The sequence below is a fragment of the Sphingomonas mucosissima genome (genome assembly GCF_002197665.1).
Classification (GTDB): Bacteria; Pseudomonadota; Alphaproteobacteria; order Sphingomonadales; family Sphingomonadaceae; genus Sphingomonas; species Sphingomonas mucosissima.
Map to the genome: position 1 here is coordinate 941555 of NZ_NBBJ01000001.1, position 20449 is coordinate 962003.

The following is a 20449-nucleotide window of genomic DNA, read 5'->3' on the forward strand; positions in this document are numbered from 1 at the left end:
TCTCCTCTAATCCGCTATTGCAAGTCAATCTCAAAAGTTCGTCAGCTCGGGATCTCCTCGTTTAGGGCGAGCGCCTCGCCGGCAAGGTATAGCGAGCCCGCCACCAAAACGCGGTCCACAGGTACCGAGGCAAGCGCGGTGAATGCGGCCTCGACGCTCGGCGCCGTGGTGGCCGCTTCGGCGCCATTCTCAAGCGCGACAGCCGCAAGCTCCGCCGGCTGATGGTGAGCGTGCCCCGGAACTGGAATCGCAATGATGCGCACTGATGCGGCCATGCCGATCAAGTGACGCAGCACGGCCCGCGCATCCTTGTTTGCCAGCACGCCGATGATAATCGCCGTGCGGGCTTCACGAGGCCAAGTCTGAGCGATGGCCGCAGCCGCCGACTCATTATGAGCGCCATCGAGCCATATGCCGCCCGAGGGCTCCGCGCCGGCAAGACGGGTCAACGGTCCGCGCCTCAGGCGCTGCATCCGTGCAGGCCAAAATGCGCCGCTAGTCCCCGCGGCCATATGCTCCGGGGTCATCGGCACGGCCGTTTGGTGACGTAACATGGCCACGGCGAGCGCGGCGTTGTTTGCCTGATGGCTTCCCGCCATGTTCGGCAAGGGCAGCCGAAGCGCGCCGTTATCGTCTGAATAGGTCAAGCCGCCGGCATCCACCCCGAACGACCATGCCTCGTCGGCGCGAACGAGAACAGCGCCCTTGGCACTCGCTACTGCACGAACGGCATCGTTCGCGACCGGCAGGTAATCAAGGGTCACCAACGGCGCACCAGTCTTGGCTATTCCTGCTTTTTCGAACGCGATGCGGGCGATGGGCACGGCCGGTGTGCCTGCCTCTTCGGCCAGCAGAAACGCTTCATGGTCAATGCCGAGACCGGCGATCCCGCAAACGAGGGGCCGGACGACGTTGGTCGCGTCTAGCCGCCCGCCCAGGCCCACCTCGATCACGCAAGCATCAGCCGGCGCGCGCGCAAAGGCGAGAAAGGCGGCGGCGGTGGTTAGCTCGAAGAAGCTCGCTCCGATGTCTCCACCGACATCCAGCACTTCTTCCAGCAACACGGCAAGGGCAGCATCGTCGATCAGGGTGCCGGCAATTCGTATCCGTTCGTTGAAGCGGACGAGGTGCGGGCTGGAATATACGTGAACCCGCTTGCCGGCCGCCTCCAGTATGGCGCGCAGGAAGGCACAGGTTGAACCTTTGCCGTTGGTGCCGGCGACGTGGAACACCGGTGGGAGGCCCAGATGCGGATCTCCCAGACGGGCAAGGAGCGCCGTGATGCGCGATAGCCCAAGGACGTCTGCACCGGGCGACAACGCCCAGAGCCGCGCAAGCTGCGTCTGTACCGCTGGATCACTAGAAACGGCATGGTCGGGCATTGGTGCTCCGGCTCTCCACGCACCTAAACGCAGGCGGGCCGTCACGACCCGCCGACGTTCTTTCATCTAACACCACCCTCTGCCTGAGATGGCAGAAAGCCCCTTATCAGGCCGCCTTACGCTCGGCGCAGAGATAGCCGATCACTGTCGCCAGCTGGTCGCGCAGCTCCTTGCGGTGAACGACCATGTCGATCAATCCATGCTCGAGATAGTATTCGCTGGTCTGGAAGTCGTCCGGCAGCTTCTCGCGAATTGTGTTCTCGATCACGCGACGCCCCGTGAACGCCAGCGTGGCGCGCGGCTCGGCAATGTGGATGTCGCCCAGCATCGCATAGGCGGCCATCACGCCGCCGGAGGTCGGGTCCGTCAACACGACGATATAGGGCAGGCCGGCATCGTGCAGCATCTGGATCGCCACGGTGCTGCGCGGCATCTGCATCAAGCTGAGAATGCCTTCCTGCATTCGCGCGCCGCCGCTGGCCGTGAAAACGATGAACGGTGCCCGATCGGCGATTGCCGTTTCCACGCCCTGGATGAAGGCCTCACCCACGGCCTGGCCCATCGAGCCGCCCATGAAGGCGAAATCCTGCACGCCGATCACGACGCGCTGCCCCTTGATCGTGCCCCGGGCGTTGATGAACGCGTCTTGCTCGCCCGTCTCAGCCCTGGCGGCCTTCAAGCGATCCGAATAGCGCTTCGAATCGCGGAACTTCAGTGGATCTTCCGGGGCGCTTGGTGCCGAGAGTACGGTCACGCTGCCTGCATCGAGCAGCTGTTCGAAGCGTGCCGCAGGTCCGATCCGGCCGTGGTGATCACACGATGGGCAGACCGACAGATTCTCTTCCCACTCCTTGGTGAAGACCATCGTCCCGCAGCCCTTGCACTTGTGCCAGAGATTGTCGGGAGTTTCCTTCGTTGCCGGAACAACGAACGACAAAGCGTTGCGAACGCTGGACAACCAACTCATGCGATTCCCTTCCGAGCGGCGCGTACGGCGGCCGCCAAGCCTTGAACATAAGTGCGCACATGGATCGCTGCGTCGGCGCCATGACGAGCAACCAGCTCAACAATCGCTGAACCGACCACGACGCCATCGGAGACACGGGCAATGGCTCCGGCCTGTTCAGGCGTTCGCACGCCAAACCCGACCGCGATCGGCAGATCCGTTGCCGCTTTCAGCCGAGCGACAGCCGCGTCGATGGAGCCCTGCGCCGCCTGCTGGAGCCCGGTGATACCGGCAACCGATACATAATAGACAAATCCCGAGGCGCCGTTCAGGACCTCTGGCAGGCGGGCGGCATCGGTAGTCGGCGTCGCGAGCCGTATCGGGTCTATGCCTGCGCTCCGAAGGGCGGGCCCGAGCGCGTCGTCTTCCTCCGGCGGCACATCGACGCAGATCACTCCATCGACACCAGCCTCGCGCACCGCCGCGGCGAACCACTCGGCGCCCCGACGGAGCATCGGGTTGGCATAGCCCATCAGCACCAGCGGCACGTCAGGATGCCGATCCCGAAAGTCGCGCGCGATCCCGAGGATATCGGCGGTTGTCGTGCCTGCTGCCAAGCTACGGATATTCGCCGCTTGGATGGCGGGTCCGTCGGCCATCGGATCGGTGAACGGCATGCCAAGCTCGATCACATCTGCGCCACCGGCGACCAACGCGTCCAGCACGGCCGACGTATCGCCGTCTCCGGCCGTGACGAAGCAGACGAGAGCCGGATGCTCCTTGGCGAAGGCTTGAGAGAGACGGCTCATCGCTGATCACCAACCAGCTTTGCGTCGCTGGTCAAAGTGGCTCCACGACACGCCATCATATCGCCACCCCCAGCGCATGCGCCACGGTGAAGATGTCCTTGTCACCACGGCCGCACAGATTGGCGAGGATGACCTGGTCACGCCGCATTTCCCGTGCCTTGCGGGCCACCGCTGCGATGGCATGCGAGGGCTCCAGAGCTGGAATTATACCTTCTGTCCGACACAGAAACTGGAACGCGTCGAGCGCTTCGTCATCGGTGACGGAGGTATATTCCACGCGGCCGATGTCCTTCAGCCAGGCGTGCTCCGGGCCGATGCCGGGATAGTCCAGCCCCGCCGAAATCGAATGCGCTTCGGCAATCTGTCCGTCCTCATCCTGCAGCAGGTAGGTCTTGTTGCCGTGAAGCACTCCTGGCGAGCCGCCCGCCAGACTTGCCGCGTGCTTCTTTCCCAGTCCTTCGCCGGCCGCTTCTACACCCAGCATGCGGACGTCCGCATCGTCCAGAAAGGGATGAAACAGTCCAATTGCGTTTGATCCACCGCCGATCGCCGCGACGAGAAGGTCGGGCAGGCGGCCGGTGCGGCTCAGCATCTGCTCACGCGCCTCGCGACCGATCACGCTTTGGAAGTCGCGAACCATCTCGGGATAAGGGTGCGGGCCAGCGGCGGTTCCGATGATGTAGAAGGTGTCGTGCACATTGGCGACCCAGTCGCGCATGGCTTCGTTCATCGCATCCTTGAGCGTGTTCGCACCTGAAGTTACGGCGCGAACTTCCGCGCCTAACAGCTTCATCCGAAACACATTTGGCTGCTGGCGTTCGACGTCTTTCGCACCCATGTAAATAACGCATGGGAGCCCGAAGCGGGCGCAGACGGTCGCGGTGGCCACGCCGTGCTGGCCCGCGCCGGTTTCGGCGATGATCCGAGTCTTGCCCATGCGGATCGCCAGCAGGATTTGGCCGATGCAATTGTTGATCTTGTGCGCGCCGGTATGGTTCAGCTCATCCCGCTTGAACCAGATTTCGGGGCCCATGCCGTCCGGCGCATTCTCCCGCAACGCATGCGTCAGCCGCTCGGCGTAATAAAGCGGCGACGGGCGGCCAACGTAATGCTCGAGCAGGTCCTCGAACTGCGCCTGGAAAGCGGGATCGCTCTTGGCGGCGCGATACTCGCGGTCCAGATCCAGGATCAACGGCATGAGCGTTTCGGCAACATAACGGCCGCCGTAATCGCCAAAATGGCCGCGTTCGTCGGGCTGAGCCCGGAAGGAATTTGGAGCGTTCATGATGCGGCCACCGCTTGCAGGAAGGCGGTGATCTTGTCCACGCTCTTGACGCCGGGCGCGTTCTCCAACCCCGACGAGGCGTCCACCAGGGGCGCTCCCGTGCGACGGATCGCCTCTTTGACATTCGCCGGATCGAGCCCGCCGGAAAGCGCCCAAGGCAGCAAATGCTGAAACCCGTCAAGCAATGACCAGTCGAAGCGCACGCCCATGCCGCCCGGCAGAGCGGCACTTGCCGGCGTCTTCGCGTCGAACAGGATACGGTCGGCGGCACCAATATAATCTCGCGCACCGGTCAGGTCCGCCCGGCCCTTCACGGCGACGGCGGTCCAGGTTTCCAAGCCGGTGCGTTGGCGCAGATGGCCGGTTCGCTGCGGTGCCGTTCGGTGCAGCTGAACCGCATGGAGCCGACCTGCCTGAATGGCACGCTCCAGCAATTCCTCGTCTGGATCCACGAACACGCCGACCCGGCGCACGTGGTCCGGGGCGGCTGCCGCGAGCGCAGCGGCGCCGTCGAACGACAAGTTGCGCGGAGAGGGGGCGAAGAAAACGAAGCCGACATGAGTCGCTCCGCCGTTCACCGCAGCGGCAAGGGCCTCCACAGTAATAATCCCGCACACTTTTACGTCAGTCACCGTGAGACCTGCGCGTCGGCTCGAAGCTTGTCCCCGATGCCGGGCACGCTTCTCCTGGCGAATATCAAAGGTGCTTCCCTCAGGTCAGAGTGTCGCGACGATCGCACGAGCCGCGGCGTCGGGATCTTGCGCCTGCGTGATGGGCCGTCCAACCACCACCACGGAGGCACCGCGGTCGAGCGCCTGCCGCGGCGTGACGACCCTTTTCTGATCGCCGGTGACGCCATCGGCCGGGCGAACACCCGGCACGACGAAGAAGCCCGCCGGCCAGCACCGGTGCGCTGCCTCCACCTCTTCGCCAGAACAGACAATCCCGTCCACACCCGATCGCATGGCAAGCTCGGTTAGTCTCAGCACGTGATCATGGGCCCGCCCCTGAACGCCGGTGGCGGCCAGATCATTGTCGTCAAGGCTGGTCAGCATGGTGACCGCAACGACTTTGGTGGCGGCTGGCGCTGCCGCCTTGGCGTCCTCCATCATCGCTTGCCCGCCAGATGCATGAACAGTCAGGATCGCCGGCGCCAAACCGCTGAGCGCCTGAATGGCCTTTGCCACGGTGTTAGGAATATCGTGCAGCTTCAGGTCGAGAAAGATCGGCAGCCCGACATGGCTCATCTCGCGGACGCCATGCGCACCATTGGCGGCAAAGAATTCGAGGCCCAGCTTGAGACCGCCGACGTGGTTGCGAACGCGCGCCGCCATCGTTTTTGCGCGCTGCAGGTCCGGCGTGTCGAGAGCGACGAAGATGCGGTTGGACATGCGTCAGGCGACCTCTGGAGAATTGGATACCGCAGGCGTGGGCGGCACAGGCTGCTCGGGAATACTGGCGGGCTGGAGCGTTGACGGCATTTCGAGCGCGCGAAGATCCGCAACGGTGCGTTCGGCGGCGGCGAGCCGCTGGCGCAGCCGCCAGCGAACAGCGCGCTGATACAGAAACGTTGGCAGGAACCCCGCCAGAAACGTCACCAGCAGCAGAACCGGGAGATTCACCTCCGCAACCAGATTGCCAAACAATGAAATGGGCACCCATTTCCAATTGCCGAAGGTGAACAGGGCTGCCGCGAACGCGATCAACGCCCAGAAGAGGATTTTCAGGAACTGCATGAACTAGGCTCCGGCATGGCGCGGACGCTATTACGACGAGCGCCCTTTGACCAGCCTCAGCCGACCTCGGCGCGCAACGAGGCGATCAGCGCGTTGGCCGTTTTCAGCCGCGGCTCCTCCTCGTCCAGGATCGCGTGGAATGCCCGGCGCTTGGCTGCCGTGACGATCCCAGGCTTTAGCCTGGTGTCCGGTGGCAGTGCGGAGACGATGATGTCGATCATCCGCTCGGCCCCGTGCAGCCTGCCCCAGAGATAATCGTTCTCGCGGTAGGCACGGCTGAAGAATGCGCCGAAATTGCTGAACTGTATGCCCTTCAGGGTGGCCTCCGCGCCGCCCGGTCGGATTGCCACGCAATCATCAGGCGCGATGCGATCGATTTTGACGGGATCGAATTCGTCCACGCCAGCGCCCTGCAGCAGCGGCAGTGTCGCCAGGTCGACATAGGGAAACCCGAGATAGTGCAGCAAAAGCGTGCGTCGCGGCGCCCGTGGCAATCCGGCGAGTGCTTCGGCCATGCGCTCGTCCGTCTCGGCATCGATCCGCGTCAGAGCGAGCGATTGGGCAAGTTCATCGAGCAGGTCGGAAGCGTCGCCCTCCAAGGAGCGGACTGTGGCGCGCAGATGCTGGTGCGGCTCCGGCAATTTGCGCTCCAGATACGCTGCCAGCGAGTCATAGATCGCCTGCCGTACACGTAGCAGCACTTCCTCGTCGTGTTCTGCCTCAAGTTCAACCAGTCGCCGCGCAAGCACGCGGAGGCGGCGGATCCTAAAGCCAATGTCGAACGTGCGGAGGAAGTCGATCGACGCCGCGCTCGATGCATCCGAAGGCTTGGCTTCATCATAGCCGCGCGACAGCAAGGCCGCCTCGATGCGGTCGCGGATCTTGGCCCAGCGCTGTGGCCCTGGCTCACCACCTGCCGCATGCAGCAGCGCGGTTATCGTCTCTACCACCCCCGCGATCTTCAAATGTGCATAGGGGGCGTAGCTGAACCCTGCACCAGCGGCAGCGGCCATTTGCGCGCGCCGGCGCCATCCGGAGAGACGGGCGGGCGTGGGGCGGTCAAGGAAGAAGGTGCGACCGAAAAGCGCTTCCACTTCGGCTTCGATGGCAGGACGCATCGCATCGGTGATCGACCGCATCCGCTCGATGCTGCGAGAACGGGACGCGAGGTCCTCAAGATTGTCCCGTATCGGCTGCTTGCGCGGGAGTTCGCTGATCGCCCCCAATATCGTCTGAAAGAAGCCGGGCTGTCCGTCGTTGCCCCTTGTCAGCCGGAACTTCATGCCCGGGGAGGGATCGATATAGACGAACCGGCGGTCCACCGCCCGCCGCGCAGGACGCTCGGTCAGCGCCTTGATGGCGGGCCGAAAGGGCGCGTTGGCCAGGACCGATCCGTCGATCAGCGCCGCTTTCTCCACGGCGTTCGCGGCGGCGTGGTGCGGCAGCACGCGCTGAACAAAGGCGCTGCGGCTCGGCCAGGCAGCCGCGCGCGCTTCCAGGACTTGATCGAGCTCGGTAACGCTGAACGGCGGAAATGCGCCGGGAAAGCTCGAGGTCGCGCGTGCCGCAAACGCCAGCTCGGGGGCTGCGGCAAGCGTTTCGCAATCTCGGCCATGGTCAGAGAAAGACAGGATCAGCCGATGTTCGGTTTCCACCACCTCCGCCGGAGAATGCAGCTGCAAACGTTCAGGATGTCCTGTGAAGTCGGTCACTGTCACGAATAGATCGAGCGGCTGTCCTTCCGGCAGAAGGCGCGGGCCCCGCGGCGCCGCAGCCATGGCATCGAATGCGTCGAGCAGCATTGCGGTGAAGCCGGGGCCATCGAACGGCGGCTCAAACCAGCGCGATCGAACGAAGTGCGAGAGTTTGGCCTGCACCTCGTCACGCGTGTCCTCGTCGAGCCCCTCCAGCTTGTCCGCACTGCGCCCCGCCGCCATCCATGCAAGGGGGAGCGCCCAAGCCTTGGAGAAGCGCGAGGCGGGCGCCGTGCCGGGCGCGATCAGCGCCTCCACATCGGCCTTCTCCAGCCAGAGGTCTGTCAGCGGATCGAGCGACTGGCCGGCACTCAGAGCCTGGGCGAGAAAGATCCCGTTGATTCCACCGGCGCTCGCACCGGCAATGATGTCGGGGAGGACACGCAAGCGGATGCCGGTATCCTGCATGACGTCATCAATTAGGTCGGCGTATACGGCGGCGCTGGCGGACACGGCATCGCCGGCCTGGCTTGCGCGGCTGGCGCGCGCCACGTGCCAGATCTCCTTGGTGATCCCGTGCATGTAGACGGCAAGGCTGATCCCTCCATAGCAGACCAGCGCGAGCCGCAGTTCGGCGTCGCGGATCATACCGGGTGCACATCGGCCCAGATAGGCAAGTGATCACTGGCCTTCCGGGCTGCGGCACTATGATGAACCCCGGACTCGACGATCTTCAGGTCTTCGGACACCATGATGCGGTCCAACCGGCCGACTGGGCGACGGGCGTGAAAGCTCGGTCCTGTTTCCGCAAAAGAGAAGTCCCGGCCGAAATCGCGCAGGCACCCGGCGGCGCGCGTCCATTCGTTGAGATCGCCCATCATTACCGTCGGCCGCGGATGCGTGCTCGATGCCACATGGCTAAGAATCGCGGCTGCTTGGCGACGCCGCCACAAGCCGGAGAGATCCAGATGCATGCCGATGACGCGCAGGATCGAATCTTTCACCCGAACGTCGGCCATGACAGCACCACGCGGTTCGAGTGAGGGCAGGTGGATCAACTCGCAATCAACGATCTGGCTCTCCTTGCGCACCAGGAGGGCGTTCCCGTGCCATCCCATGGAGCTTGCGCGCACGCCAAAGCCAACCGACTTCCAATCGCTATGCTCCTCCAGCAGATGCTGTGTGATCACGGCGGCGCGCCCGCCGAAGCGGCGATCCGCTTCCTGTAGGGCGATCACATCCGCGTCCACTTCGCGCAGCACTTCAAGAATGCGTTCGGGATTGCGACGGCGGTCAGTGCCGACCGCCTTTCGCATGTTGTAGCTCGCGACACGAATCATTGCGGTGGTGAAACGCCCTTCTTGCCGGCAGGTTGCCGCCACTGTGTCGTGTGCCGGTCACCGCATCGATGCGCCCAAGCCGCGGCGGGTGCAATGGCCGGCGCTACGAGAGCGTCACCTGGCCCTTCACCTCGCGTTTGCTTCGATCGAACACTCGGCGCGGCGCCGCGCGTTGGGAGAGGTAGCGGCCGCGCGGATATGATCCGCCAGATCGGAGTTATGCGTTATGGCATTGATTTCCTAAGAGGTTTACCGCCGCTGCGATGTTGTTCGATTATTTTACGGGCGCCACATCCGGCTGGCGTACAGAAGCAAAGATCCGGGCCCGCCGCGTGATGGGGGAGCAGGTCGATGATCCGATCGGCTACGTCGACAAGAGGCTGACGCTCGTTCGCGTCGGTTCATTCGAGCGGCGACGCTGGGCCTATATCCGGACGCTGGTTGTTCGGTTCGTGGCAGAGGAGGAGCAGAGGCTTCGGCCCGCCCGCCGTCCACGTAGCGCCAGATGATGGTGCCGGTTGCAGGAATCGAACCCGCGACCTTCGGTTTACAAAACCGCTGCTCTACCAGCTGAGCTAAACCGGCATGGTCGCCGGCTCATGCGTCAGGATACGCCGAAGGTCCAGCCTTCCGTTGCTCTGATTTCTTCGTTCAGGCCGGTCGGACGCCATAATTCTTCTCGATCGGCGCAGGCGCGCAGCCATGCGGCGGCCAGGATCGCATCTGTTGCATGGTCGTCATATCGGCTGAGCGGCACGTGCGGCGTACTGCCGAGGGCTGCCAACGCCGCGTCCAGAGCGACAGCGTCGCGCAGCTTGCTTCGGCCGCGAGGCATGCCGGCGGCGCGCGCGGCGACGGCGGTGTAGATCTCAACCAGCACCGCGCCCCTCCGAGGTAAGGGGTCGAATGGCCAAACCGGCACTCGCCCGGCAAGATGATGAAGCATGCGCATGCCCGCAAAGCTCGCCTTGGCCACCTGCGCCGCACCGATCGCGTCGAAAACGGTGGTCGGCTTCGTCGCGTGGCCCTCCGCCATCTCGCAGGCGCGCCAGTGCAGGAAGTCCCGCTTCGTCCCGTCCGCCGCGCCCAGGTAAAAATGCCGCCCGCGGCGCTGCTCCAGAAACGAGGCGGCGCCCAGGTCCTCGTCGCTGCTCTGCGCATCGACATACGCCCACAACTCCCGCGCGCTCGTGGTCTGTGTCTCACCGGGCAGATGCGCGCCCCGCGCAACGAATGGCGCTGAAAAGCTGCAGTCGATCCCGACTAGCAAGGGCGCCTCCGCATGCACCACCAGCCAGTCCAGGATCTGGGAGCGGGACCATATTCCGTCAGGCGCATGGATGAGCCGTGGTGCCTCCGTTCCGGTTCGGCACAGCGCCAGCGCGATGCCCTTGTGCCGCCGGCCTTTGGCGCCCGACCAGTCAATTGCTGCGAATTGAGAGAAGTGTGTCAGGGTCGTCTCTCATCATGTCGGCTGCGCTTGGTGGTCTCTCTGCCGAGCGGGTCGGGCCACGTCGCGAACGGTGTGGACCCTTGGGCAGAATCCGTAGCCGAGGCGTGGCGCGGGTTCGTGCGGCAAGCCGAACGCGAAAGCCACGACGTCACCCCCGTCGTTCATTGCCCGTCGCGGATTACGTCCGCGGTGAAGCGAGCAATGTCGAACCGGGCACTTGCGCCATCCTCGCCACGCCGGACGATCACCAACTTCTGTGAGGGCACCACCATCACATACTGCCCGCGATTGCCCTGTGCCGAATAAGTGCCGGCCGGCAGGCCTTGCTTTGGCCCGAAGAGCCACATGGTCGCGCCATAGCCCGCCCCTTCGGCCGGCTGCGGCCCGCTCGGCGCGGTCATGTAGCGCATCCACCCGGCGGGCAGCAGGCGCTTACCCTGCCAGACGCCGTCCTGAAGCCATAACTGCCCCAGCCGGGCGAGATCGCGTGCCGTCGTGTATACTTGGCTGGAAAGGATGAAATTGCCCTGCCAGTCAGTACCCGCGGTGGTGTGCTGCATTCCCAGCGGCTCGAAAAGCCGCTGCGGCCACCTGGCATAGCGCTTGTCGTTGTTCATCGCAGCCCGCACGGCGCGGGCGGCAAGCATGATATCGTTGTTGGCATAGCGAAAACGCGTGCCCGGCTTCACTTCGAGCGGCCATCCCGCGGCCTGCTCCGTCACCGTGGTTCCGCCGAAGTAGATCGCGTCGGTTCGATTGCCATAATGGTCGCTGTGCAGACCCGACGACATCCGCAGCAGCTGATCGAGCGTGATGCTGCGCCGGGGATCACCGGCGACCCGCCATTCCGGGACCTGGGCCGGCTTCTGCGGGTCGATACGCAGCTCCTGCACCGCGATGCCCACCAGCGTGCCGGCGATGCTCTTCGCCACGGACCATGTGCGATTGGCAACGAACGGACCAAAGCCGCTGGCGTATTTCTCGCCCACGATGCGGCCGTCGCGAAGCACGACCACGCCGACCGTCTCGCCCTTGTACGTCGCCCGATCGAATGCCTTGTCGATTGTGGCAGCAAGCGCGACGGAGGAGCGCGGAGCGATGCCGCCGTCTCCCAGCGGCCACGGACGGGCGTCGGCCGGGGCTGGCAGCTGCCCCTGCCAGGTTCCGGCCGGCCACAGCCGCGCGGTCCCGCCGATCGGCGCCAGTACGCAGCCGAGGCCAGGTGCCCAATCCGCGCGCCGCGGGGGCAAGTCGCCCGGGAAGGACACCAGCACGCTCCGGGCCTTGCGGTCCACCGTTGCTTTCAGCCGCGGCAGAAGCGGCTGGTATTCGGAATAGATACCGCGCAACTCCAGCGCTTCGACCTGCGCCTCCGTCCGTCCAGCTGCGATCACTCCTTCGCATAGCGCCTGCGCCTTGTACCCGGCGGCAAGGGCATTCTCATATGCGGTCGATCGCTCGGCGGCGATCACCTGGGCGGACGCGGGCGACGAAAGCAAGCCAAGCGCCACCACAGCCCCCGGGAGCGTCCTGGAGAGGACCCGCGCTACTCGGTACCGAAGGGTAAAGCGCGTCATGTGCGCAATTGCCATTGTTTGTTGAGGCACGCCAATCTTCCCCACCATTGCACCGAGCTTCAACTATTCTTCCTCTTCAAAATCGGCCACGCCCAGAGACGCGCTGCCATTCGCCGAAATGGCCAAACAACGCACGTCCGCTAGTGGCTACACCACGATCCGTACCGGCACACTCTTCCCGGCGGGCGTCTTCGATTCCTCGTCGTGCCAGCTCAGCGGCACCAGCGGGTTCATTTCGGGATAATAGCCTCCGATGCATCCGCGCGGCAGCAGAAAGGGCGTGACCGTCAGTCCGCCGACCTGCCGGTCCATGCCATCGTCGGCATCGCTGGCGAGCCCGACGATCTGCCCCTGCTTCAGTCCCGCGGCGGCGATATCGTCCGGGTTCATGAGCAGAACATCGCGCGTCCCCTCGATCCCGCGCAGACGATCGGAATAGCCATAGATGGTGGTGTTGAACTGATCGTTGGAGCGCAGCGTCATCAGCCGCCAGCGCCCGTCCTTGTCCTCCGTGCCCCAGCTGTTCAGCTTCTTAGGCAATGTGAAGTCTGCCTTGCCGCTCTTCGTCTTCCACACCCGCTCACGCGCGGAATTACCGCGGTAGAAGCCGCCCGGCGTGAAGACCCGTTTGTTGAAGTCGTGAAACTGCTCGGGATAGGTTTCCTCGATGGCGTCGCGGACCAGGCCGTAATCGGCGACCCAGTCGTCCCAGCGCACTTTCGGGTTCGGCGGCAGCGTTGCCTTCGCGAGCCCGGCGACGATGGCGGGCTCCGACTTCAGGTCCGGCGAGGCGGGCGTGGCGCGACCGATGGAGCCATGAATGCAGCTGAGGCTGTCTTCCATCGTGACAGCCTGCGCCCCCGTTACCTGCATGTCCTCTTCCGAGCGACCAAGGCAGGGCAGCAGATAGGCGACCTGGCCATTGATCAAGTGGCTGCGGTTCAGCTTGGTGGCGATCTGAACGGTGAGGCGCAGCGTTGTCCAGGCAGCCTCCATCCGTTCCTGCTCCGGGATCGCACGAAGGAAGTTTCCGCCCAAGCCAATGAAGGCTTTCACCTCTCCGCTCTGTATCCCCTCGCACACATGCACCGTGGTTCGGCCCTCATCACGGGGCGGCTCAAAGCCATATTGCTCCGCCAGCCTGTCGAGCGGCACCAGCTCGGGCTTCTCCGAGATTCCCACCGTGCGCTGCCCCTGAACGTTCGAGTGGCCGCGTACCGGCGAGATGCCGGCGCCGTCTCGGCCGATATTCCCCTTCAGCAGGAACAGGTTGACCAATTGTTTGATGTTGTCGCTGCCATGGACGTGCTGGGTCAGCCCCATGCCATACATCGCGATCGATCGCTTCGCCTCGATATAGACGTCTGCGGCAGCTTCGATGTCGGCGCGCACGAGGCCGCTCTCTTGCTCGATTTGCTCCCAGCTGGTGCCATCCACATGCGCCTTTAGCGCGTCAAAGCCGTCTGTATGCTGCTCGATGAAGTCCACATCCAAGACGTGGATCTTCTCCGCAGCCCAGCGCTCGGCCTCCTTCGCAAATACGTGCTTCATCATGCCGGTGATCGCAGCGATATCACCGCCGGTCTTCACCTGGAGATACAGGCAGGAGATCGGCGTTGCTGCGGGCGTGAGCATTTCTTTGGGGCTCTGCGGGTTCTTGAAAACCTCCAACCCTTTTTCGCGGATCGGATTGAAGGTCACGATCTTGCAGCCGCGCTTCACTGCTTCCTGTAGCGGGTGAAGCAGGCGAGGGGAGTTGGTCCCGGGATTCTGCCCGAAGAAGAAAATCGCATCGCACAGGTCGAAATCCGAAAGGATGCAGGTGCCCACCGGCGATCCCGTCACATCTTTGAGGGCGACGGAGGTGGTCTCATGGCACATGTTGGAGCTGTCGGGCAGATTGTTGTGCCCGTAGAGCCGCGCGAACAGCGCGTACATGTAGCTCGTTTCCAGGCTTGCCCGGCCCGAGGAGTAGAAAATGGCGGACTTGGGGTCGATCGCCTTCAACTCACGGCCGATCGCGTCGAACGCCTCGTTCCAGCTGCACGGCACATATTTGTCCGTTGCATGATCGTAGCGCATCGGATGCGTCAGCCGCCCGGTCTGCTCCAGATCGTAATCCTTCCAGCCCTTCAGCTCCGTGACGGTATGTTCGGCAAAGAACTCGGGGGTGCAGCGTCTGCTGGTCAGCTCCCACAGCGTCGCCTTGGCGCCGTTTTCGCAGAATTCGAACGTGTGCGGATGCTTGGGCTTCGTCCATGCGCAGGAGACGCACATGAAGCCGCCGGGCTTGTTCTGGCGCCGCAGCGCGTCAAGCGCGGCGGGCTTCGGCCGTTCACGCAGCGCTGTTTCCACGATGCCGCGCACCGAACCCCAGCCGCCCTCCGTGCCTGAATAATGGACGGTGCCCTGTTCCGCGCCCTTGTCCCGTTCCGTGCCCATCACCGTCTCCTCGCTTGATGACAGAACCACCGAGCACCGGCGAGGATGCATGGCGATCGCCTGTCAGGCCAGCCGATGCGCCGAGCCGCTATCGTCCGGACTGCCGGCGCGCTGACCAAAAGGCGAGCCGCTTACGAATCTCGCGCTCGAATCCTCGCTCGTTGGGCTGGTAAAGCGCTTCCGGGGCGCTGGCCGCGATGTCGTCGGGATAGAATTCCTGACCGGAAAAGGCGTCGGGCCGGTCGTGATCATACTGATAACCGTCGTGATATCCCAGCTCCTTCATGAGCGCGGTTGGCGCATTGAGGATGTGCTTGGGCGGCGGCAACGAGCCCGTCTTTCGCGCCAGCGCGGCCGCTTTGTCGAACGCAAGATAGGCCGCGTTGGACTTGGGTGCGGTCGCCACATAAGCGATCGCCTGCGCCATGAAGAGCCGGCCTTCCGGCAAGCCGGTCCGCTCGAATGCCTGCCACGCGGTCAGCACCTGAACCATCGCCTGCGGATCGGCCATGCCGACATCTTCCGACGCCGCGCACAACAAGCGGCGAAAGACCACCGCCGGATCCTCACCGCCCGCCAGCATCCGCGTCGCCCAGTACATGGCAGCGTCCACGTCGCTGCCGCGCAAGCTTTTGTGAAAGGAGCTGAGCATGTTGAAATGCTCTTCCTGCCCCTTGTCGTACAGGGGCGCGCGCGCCTGCACGATCTCCGCCAATCGCTGAACATCGAGCGGGTGATCGGTGCCGATCGCGAACAGATCATCGCAAAGCCCCAGCAGATAACGCGCGTCGCCATCCGCCATTCCGATCAATGCCCCGCGTGCGACGGGATCGAGCGGCAACGGCTTCCCGAAGTGCTGCTCCGCGCGGACTATCACTTGCTCCAGATCGTCCTCGCCGAGCCGCTTCAGCGTGAAGACCTTGGCACGCGAGAGCAAGGCGGACACCAGGCTGAAGCTGGGGTTTTCCGTCGTCGCGCCGATCAGCGTGAACGTTCCGTCTTCCAGCGCCGGCAGCATCGCATCCTGTACGGGGCGGGAGAATCGGTGCAATTCGTCAATGAACACGGCAGTGGCGCGGCCGGTCGCCCCCCGCAGCCCCGCCGCGGCCGCGATTGCCTTTCTCAAATCCGCCAGTCCCGTCGACACGGCGGACAGCTGCATGAATTCATATCCGGCCTCACGCGCGATCAGGCGCGAGATGGTCGTCTTGCCCACGCCGGGCGGGCCCCACAGGATCATCGACGATAGCCGGCCAGCCGCGATCATACGGCCGATCGCGCCGTCGGGCGCAGTCAGGTGTTGCTGCCCCACCACATCGGCAAGCGTGGAAGGACGCAGGCGTTCGGCCAGGGGAGCGTCCGCCGCTGGTGCGGCGCTTTCGGCCTGCGTTCCGAAACCGGCGAAGAGATCAGCCATGCGGCTCACATAGGCGCTGCGCCGAAACTTTCCCAGCAGGGTTGACGCGCGCGACCCAAGATATATCTTGTAACTATCTTAAGGAGTGTTTGACATGGAAACCGAAGAAGCGACGGGCAGGGGCGCCAAGCGGGTCGGACCTCGTCGCGCTGCCGCGCGAAAGGCTGCACGTGAGGCGGGCGCCGGCGAGAAGAAGCGCATGGGTCGGGCTGCTCGTGTTGCGGCTGGCGTTGCCGCCGCGGCCGCCGCGGCCGGCGGTGCAGCTGCTGCGCGCGGCGGGAAAGTCCGCGGGCCTAAAGCCGGCGTTGGTCCCAAGGCAGCCAAGGCCCGTGCCGGCCGCGCTGCGGGCAAGGGGATGGGCAAGCTCGTCGGCCTGCGTCGCGCCCGCATGTTCGACAATGGCGAGCTTCGCCTCGTGCTCCTGAAGCTGATCGCGGATGAGCCGCGTCACGGCTATGAACTGATCAAGTCGATCGAAGAACTGGCCGGCGGCGGCTACGCGCCCTCGCCGGGCGTCATCTATCCCACGCTCACCATGCTCAGCGAAAGCGGGCACGTGGCGGGCGACGATGATGGCGAAGGCCGTCGTCGCTTCTCCATCACCGGTGCCGGCAGCGCCGAACTGGTCGAGAACGAAGAGCGGGTCGGCAAGCTGTTCACCCGCCTGTCCACGGTCGGGGAAAAGCACAAGCGCACCGATGCAACGCCGGTGCGCCGTGCGATGATCAACCTGAAGGTCGCGCTTCAGGATCGCCTCGGGCAAGGCGAGACCAGCGATGAAACGCTGCTTCAGGTCGCAGCGTTGATCGACGAGGCCGCGCAGAGGATCGAGCGCCTCGGCTGATTGCTGATCGCCCGGCGGCCCAGAGTCGCTGCCGGGCTATTCCTGCGGCGGGATGGTCGCGGGTGCGTCGCCCGCCTGTAGGCCATGCCGCATCAGCATCGGCACGTTGGCGATCGCGAATACCAGCGTCAGCGGGATCGCGCCCCAGAGCTTGAAGCCGACCCAGAAGTCAGTGCTTGTGTTCCGCCACACGGTTTCGTTCAGCACGGCCATGAACACGAAGAACAGCGCCCAATTCCGCGTCAGCTTGCGCCAGCCCTCTGCGGTCAGCCCAGGATAGGCACTCTCCAGCAGCATTTGTAGCAGCGGGCGCCCGGTCGCGAGGCCGATGCCCAGCGTTGCCGCGAAGATGGCGTAAACAAATGTCGGCTTCATCTTGATGAAGCGTTCGTCCTGGAACCAGATCGTCAGCCCACCGAACACGATCACCAGCGCGCCCGAGATCAGCAGCATCGGCGGGATGTGCCGGGTTTTCCACCAAGAGATGGCAAGCGCGACAACCATCGCGAGCATGAATGCGCCGGTCGCGGCGATGATGCGTGCGATGGCTGGGCCCGGCGTCAGGAAATTGAACGCGAAGAACACGAGCAGCGGCCCGTAATCGAGCGCCAGCCGCAGGCCGGGGGAAGGTTTGCGCGCTTCGGTCAAGTTATACTCCGTTCGCCTGCCGCGCGGCAGCAGGCGTTCTTCTATCCCCGCCGTCGTACCAGCAGGGTCACGACATGATCACAACAGCCGAGCGTCGCCGGGGTTCATCACCCGCGATCGACGCCGGCGATGATGCGGCTCACCTCATTGGGATCGAACGGCCGCAGATCGTTCATCGATTCGCCAACGCCGATGGCATGGATGGGCAGGCCATAACGCTCCGCCGCTGCCACCAGCACGCCGCCGCGTGCAGTGCCGTCGAGCTTGGTCATGACGAGGCCCGTCACACCCGCCACTTCCTTGAACACCTCGATCTGGCTCAACGCGTTCTGCCCAGTGGTTGCATCGAGCACGAGCACCACGTCATGCGGTGAGGCGGGGTTGATGCGGCCCAGCACGCGCCGGATCTTGGCCAGTTCGTCCATCAACTCGCGCTTGTTCTGCAGGCGCCCCGCCGTGTCGACGATCAGCACGTCGATGCCGGTCTCGGTCGCCTTCTTTACGGCATCCCAGACGATGCCGGCCGCGTCGCCGCCCTCGGGCCCCGTCACGATCGGCACGCCGACCCGCTCGGCCCAGGTTGCAAGCTGGCCGATGGCCGCGGCACGAAACGTATCGCCCGCCGCCAGCATCACGCCATAATCCTGCTCCATGAACAGGTGCGCCAACTTGGCGATCGTAGTGGTCTTGCCCGACCCGTTCACCCCAATCACCAGGATCACCTGCGGCCGGGGAAAGGCATCGATCTCCAGCGGCTTGGCGACTTGCGCCAGCACCTTTTCCACTTCCTCGGCTACGACCAGTCGGATGCCGAGCTCCTCCATGTTGCGCTCGAAGCTGCCCTCCGCCAGCCGGGTGCGGATGCGCGTGGCAGTCTGGGGGCCGAGATCCGACGCGATCAGCGCTTCCTCGACCTCGTCGAGCGTTTCCTCGTCCAGCCGCGCGGTGCCGAGCCCCGCGAGATTGCCGACCAGCCGGTCGGACGTGCGGCGGAAACCGCCAAGAAGCTTGTCATGCCAGGAACGCTGGTCAGTCATGCAGGAATCCCAATGAGGTGATCGTGGGCAGCGTCTATGATGGATACGGAACGGACGTCCCCGATCTTTCCCATCCGAACGGCCGATAGGGCAGCATCAGCACTAGGCAAAGCCGTTGTGGCATGATCCTGCGGAGCTAGGCTTGGATCGACTAGCCGTATCTCGGCAAAATTCTCGGCGTGGCCGCGGTCGCCCGGCTTCTCTATCACGATTCGCTGCGTGGTGCCGACCAGCGATGCAAGCCAGCTGCGCCGCCGCCGGTCAGCCGCTTCGCGAAGCTGGGCAGCGCGGGCTCGCGCCACCACCGGCGATACCTGCGGCATGCGCGCGGCGGGCGTACCGGTGCGCGGCGAATAAGGAAACACATGGGCATGAACGATGTCGCAATCGTCGATCAGCGCCAGCGTATTGGCAAACGCCGCCTCGCTCTCCGTGGGAAAGCCGGCGATCAGGTCTGCACCGACAGCAATGTCGCGCCTTGCTTTCAGCCGCTCCACGGTGGCGATCGCCTCCGCGCGCAGATGCCGCCGCTTCATGCGCTTCAGGATCAGATCGTCCCCCGCCTGCAGCGACAGGTGAACATGCGGCATCACCCTCGGCTCCCCCGTGATCAGCTCGAATAGCCGGTCGTCGATCTCTATCGTGTCTAGCGAGGAAAGGCGCAGGCGCGGCAGCGCCGGCACGCCGACAAGCACCGCCTCGACCAACGCGCCAAGCCCGCCGTCATAGCTCGTCAGGTCAACGCCGGTCAGCACGATCTCGCGCGCGCCCTGCTGCACGAGCTCGGCGGCTGCGGAAACGACCTGGCCGACAGGCTCCGAACGGCTTGGCCCGCGCCCCATCGGGATCGCACAAAAGGTGCAGGCATGATCGCACCCATTCTGCACGCCCAGAAACGCGCGCGCGTGCCGGCGGGCGGGCCTTTGATTGGGGAAGGCCCCCCACGTTGCGGGCAGCAGCTTCGCCGCATTGGGCACCACCCGGTCGACCTCGGGCATGGCGGCGAACGCGTCGTGGTCCATCTCCGATGCGCAGCCGGTAACGACGATCTTTGCCTCCGGCCGATCGCGGCGTGCCCGCCGGATGGCCACGCGCGTCTGCCGCATGGCTTCGTTTGTCACACCACAGCCGTTGATCACCACCATATCGTCGGCACCGACGAGCGCGCGAATCGTTTCGCTCTCGGCAAGGTTCAAACGACAGCCCAGCGTGATCACATCGGGCGAACGGGAGGGAAGCATGAGGGGCGATCTAGGGGCCGAGCACGCGATAGTCCACGATGCGGCGCAGGAGGTGCTGGACTTCTGGTTCGCGCTGCCGATGGAAAAGCAGTTCGCCAGGGACGCGGCACTGGACCAGGAGATCGCCGAGCGGTTCGGCGCCTTGCGCGACACGGTGTACCGGACGGAGGCGGAAGATTGGCGCGACGGCCCGGATCAGCTGCTCGCCGCGATCGTGCTGCTCGATCAATTTTCCCGCAACATTTATCGTGATTCGCCGCGCGCCTATGAGGCGGATGCGCTTGCGGTGGCGCTGTGCCAACTGGCAATCGAGCGCGGCTGGGAAGCGCGTTACGCCCCGGAGGAGCGCGCCTTCCTGTACATGCCATTGATTCATGCAGAGGACATCGCGTTGCAACGGCTCAGCGTCGCCAAGTTCTCCGAGCTTGGCGGCGACAACCTGTCCTATGCCATCGGGCATCTCGAGATCGTTGCGCGATTCGGGCGCTTCCCGACCCGCAATGCGGTGCTCGGACGCCAGACGACGCCGCAGGAACGCGCGTATCTCGACGATGCCGACGCCGACAGTTTCGGGCCGCCGAAGGGATAAGACCCATGC

At 64.6% G+C, this 20449-nt stretch carries 18 protein-coding genes and 1 tRNA gene; 2 read left to right on the top strand and 17 right to left on the bottom strand.

Going from position 1 to position 20449, the window contains the following annotated elements:
- Positions 1-41: 41 nt before the first annotated feature.
- The 14 genes from SPMU_RS04485 to SPMU_RS04555 form a co-directional block, all read right to left on the bottom strand.
- The gene (locus SPMU_RS04485) at positions 42-1382 is read right to left on the bottom strand and encodes a bifunctional folylpolyglutamate synthase/dihydrofolate synthase (RefSeq protein WP_088332290.1); all 1341 of its coding nucleotides are present in this window, start codon (positions 1380-1382) and stop codon (positions 42-44) included.
- Between the two features lie 106 nt (positions 1383-1488).
- A complete protein-coding gene (gene accD, locus SPMU_RS04490) occupies positions 1489-2349 on the bottom strand; it encodes an acetyl-CoA carboxylase, carboxyltransferase subunit beta (protein WP_088332292.1) in 861 nt (286 codons plus the stop codon).
- Positions 2346-3137, bottom strand: a complete 792-nt coding sequence (trpA, locus tag SPMU_RS04495) for a tryptophan synthase subunit alpha (protein WP_088332294.1) — start codon at positions 3135-3137, stop codon at positions 2346-2348. The genes accD and trpA overlap by 4 nt, the downstream gene beginning before the upstream one ends.
- A 55-nt stretch (positions 3138-3192) precedes the next feature.
- Positions 3193-4422 (bottom strand): tryptophan synthase subunit beta, encoded by a 1230-nt coding sequence (gene trpB / locus SPMU_RS04500; RefSeq protein WP_088332296.1) that lies wholly within the window; start codon positions 4420-4422, stop codon positions 3193-3195.
- Positions 4419-5054 (bottom strand): phosphoribosylanthranilate isomerase, encoded by a 636-nt coding sequence (locus SPMU_RS04505; protein ID WP_088332298.1) that lies wholly within the window; start codon positions 5052-5054, stop codon positions 4419-4421. The genes trpB and SPMU_RS04505 overlap by 4 nt, the downstream gene beginning before the upstream one ends.
- Positions 5055-5138: 84 nt before the next feature.
- Positions 5139-5813, bottom strand: coding sequence for an orotidine-5'-phosphate decarboxylase (gene pyrF / locus SPMU_RS04510; RefSeq protein WP_088332300.1), 675 nt, complete (start codon positions 5811-5813; stop codon positions 5139-5141).
- 3 nt (positions 5814-5816) lie between these two features.
- Positions 5817-6158 carry a LapA family protein gene (locus SPMU_RS04515; RefSeq protein ID WP_088332302.1) on the bottom strand — a complete coding sequence of 114 codons (342 nt, stop codon included), beginning with the start codon at positions 6156-6158 and terminating at the stop codon, positions 5817-5819.
- 56 nt (positions 6159-6214) lie between these two features.
- Positions 6215-8500, bottom strand: a complete 2286-nt coding sequence (locus SPMU_RS04520; RefSeq protein ID WP_088332304.1) for a patatin-like protein — start codon at positions 8498-8500, stop codon at positions 6215-6217.
- The gene (locus SPMU_RS04525; RefSeq protein WP_088332306.1) at positions 8497-9192 is read right to left on the bottom strand and encodes an endonuclease/exonuclease/phosphatase family protein; all 696 of its coding nucleotides are present in this window, start codon (positions 9190-9192) and stop codon (positions 8497-8499) included. Before SPMU_RS04525 ends, SPMU_RS04520 begins: the two co-directional genes overlap by 4 nt.
- A 509-nt stretch (positions 9193-9701) precedes the next feature.
- Positions 9702-9777, bottom strand: a tRNA-Thr gene (locus tag SPMU_RS04535).
- 19 nt (positions 9778-9796) lie between these two features.
- Positions 9797-10645 carry a hypothetical protein gene (locus SPMU_RS04540; RefSeq protein WP_088332310.1) on the bottom strand — a complete coding sequence of 283 codons (849 nt, stop codon included), beginning with the start codon at positions 10643-10645 and terminating at the stop codon, positions 9797-9799.
- Between the two features lie 161 nt (positions 10646-10806).
- Positions 10807-12222, bottom strand: coding sequence for a serine hydrolase domain-containing protein (locus SPMU_RS04545; protein WP_088333164.1), 1416 nt, complete (start codon positions 12220-12222; stop codon positions 10807-10809).
- Positions 12223-12369: 147 nt separating this feature from the next.
- Positions 12370-14664 (bottom strand): FdhF/YdeP family oxidoreductase, encoded by a 2295-nt coding sequence (locus SPMU_RS04550; RefSeq protein ID WP_088333165.1) that lies wholly within the window; start codon positions 14662-14664, stop codon positions 12370-12372.
- Between the two features lie 88 nt (positions 14665-14752).
- Positions 14753-16081: a replication-associated recombination protein A gene (locus tag SPMU_RS04555; protein ID WP_088332312.1), complete on the bottom strand. Its 1329-nt coding sequence runs from the start codon at positions 16079-16081 to the stop codon at positions 14753-14755.
- A 94-nt stretch (positions 16082-16175) separates the two neighbouring features.
- Between SPMU_RS04555 and SPMU_RS04560 the strand changes: the two genes are divergently transcribed.
- Positions 16176-16925, top strand: a complete 750-nt coding sequence (locus SPMU_RS04560; protein WP_245832752.1) for a PadR family transcriptional regulator — start codon at positions 16176-16178, stop codon at positions 16923-16925.
- Between the two features lie 36 nt (positions 16926-16961).
- On the opposite strand, the gene SPMU_RS04565 is transcribed toward SPMU_RS04560, so the two are convergent.
- From SPMU_RS04565 to SPMU_RS04575, 3 genes are all read right to left on the bottom strand, one after another.
- Positions 16962-17573, bottom strand: coding sequence for a septation protein A (locus SPMU_RS04565; protein ID WP_088332314.1), 612 nt, complete (start codon positions 17571-17573; stop codon positions 16962-16964).
- A 107-nt stretch (positions 17574-17680) separates the two neighbouring features.
- Positions 17681-18610 carry a signal recognition particle-docking protein FtsY gene (gene ftsY, locus SPMU_RS04570; RefSeq protein ID WP_088332316.1) on the bottom strand — a complete coding sequence of 310 codons (930 nt, stop codon included), beginning with the start codon at positions 18608-18610 and terminating at the stop codon, positions 17681-17683.
- Positions 18607-19851: a MiaB/RimO family radical SAM methylthiotransferase gene (locus SPMU_RS04575; protein WP_088332318.1), complete on the bottom strand. Its 1245-nt coding sequence runs from the start codon at positions 19849-19851 to the stop codon at positions 18607-18609. The genes ftsY and SPMU_RS04575 overlap by 4 nt, the downstream gene beginning before the upstream one ends.
- On the opposite strand from SPMU_RS04575, the gene SPMU_RS04580 reads away from it, so the two are divergent.
- A complete protein-coding gene (locus tag SPMU_RS04580) occupies positions 19850-20440 on the top strand; it encodes a DUF924 family protein (RefSeq protein ID WP_088332320.1) in 591 nt (196 codons plus the stop codon). The two genes, SPMU_RS04575 and SPMU_RS04580, sit on opposite strands and share 2 nt — an antisense overlap.
- Positions 20441-20449 lie beyond the last annotated feature (9 nt).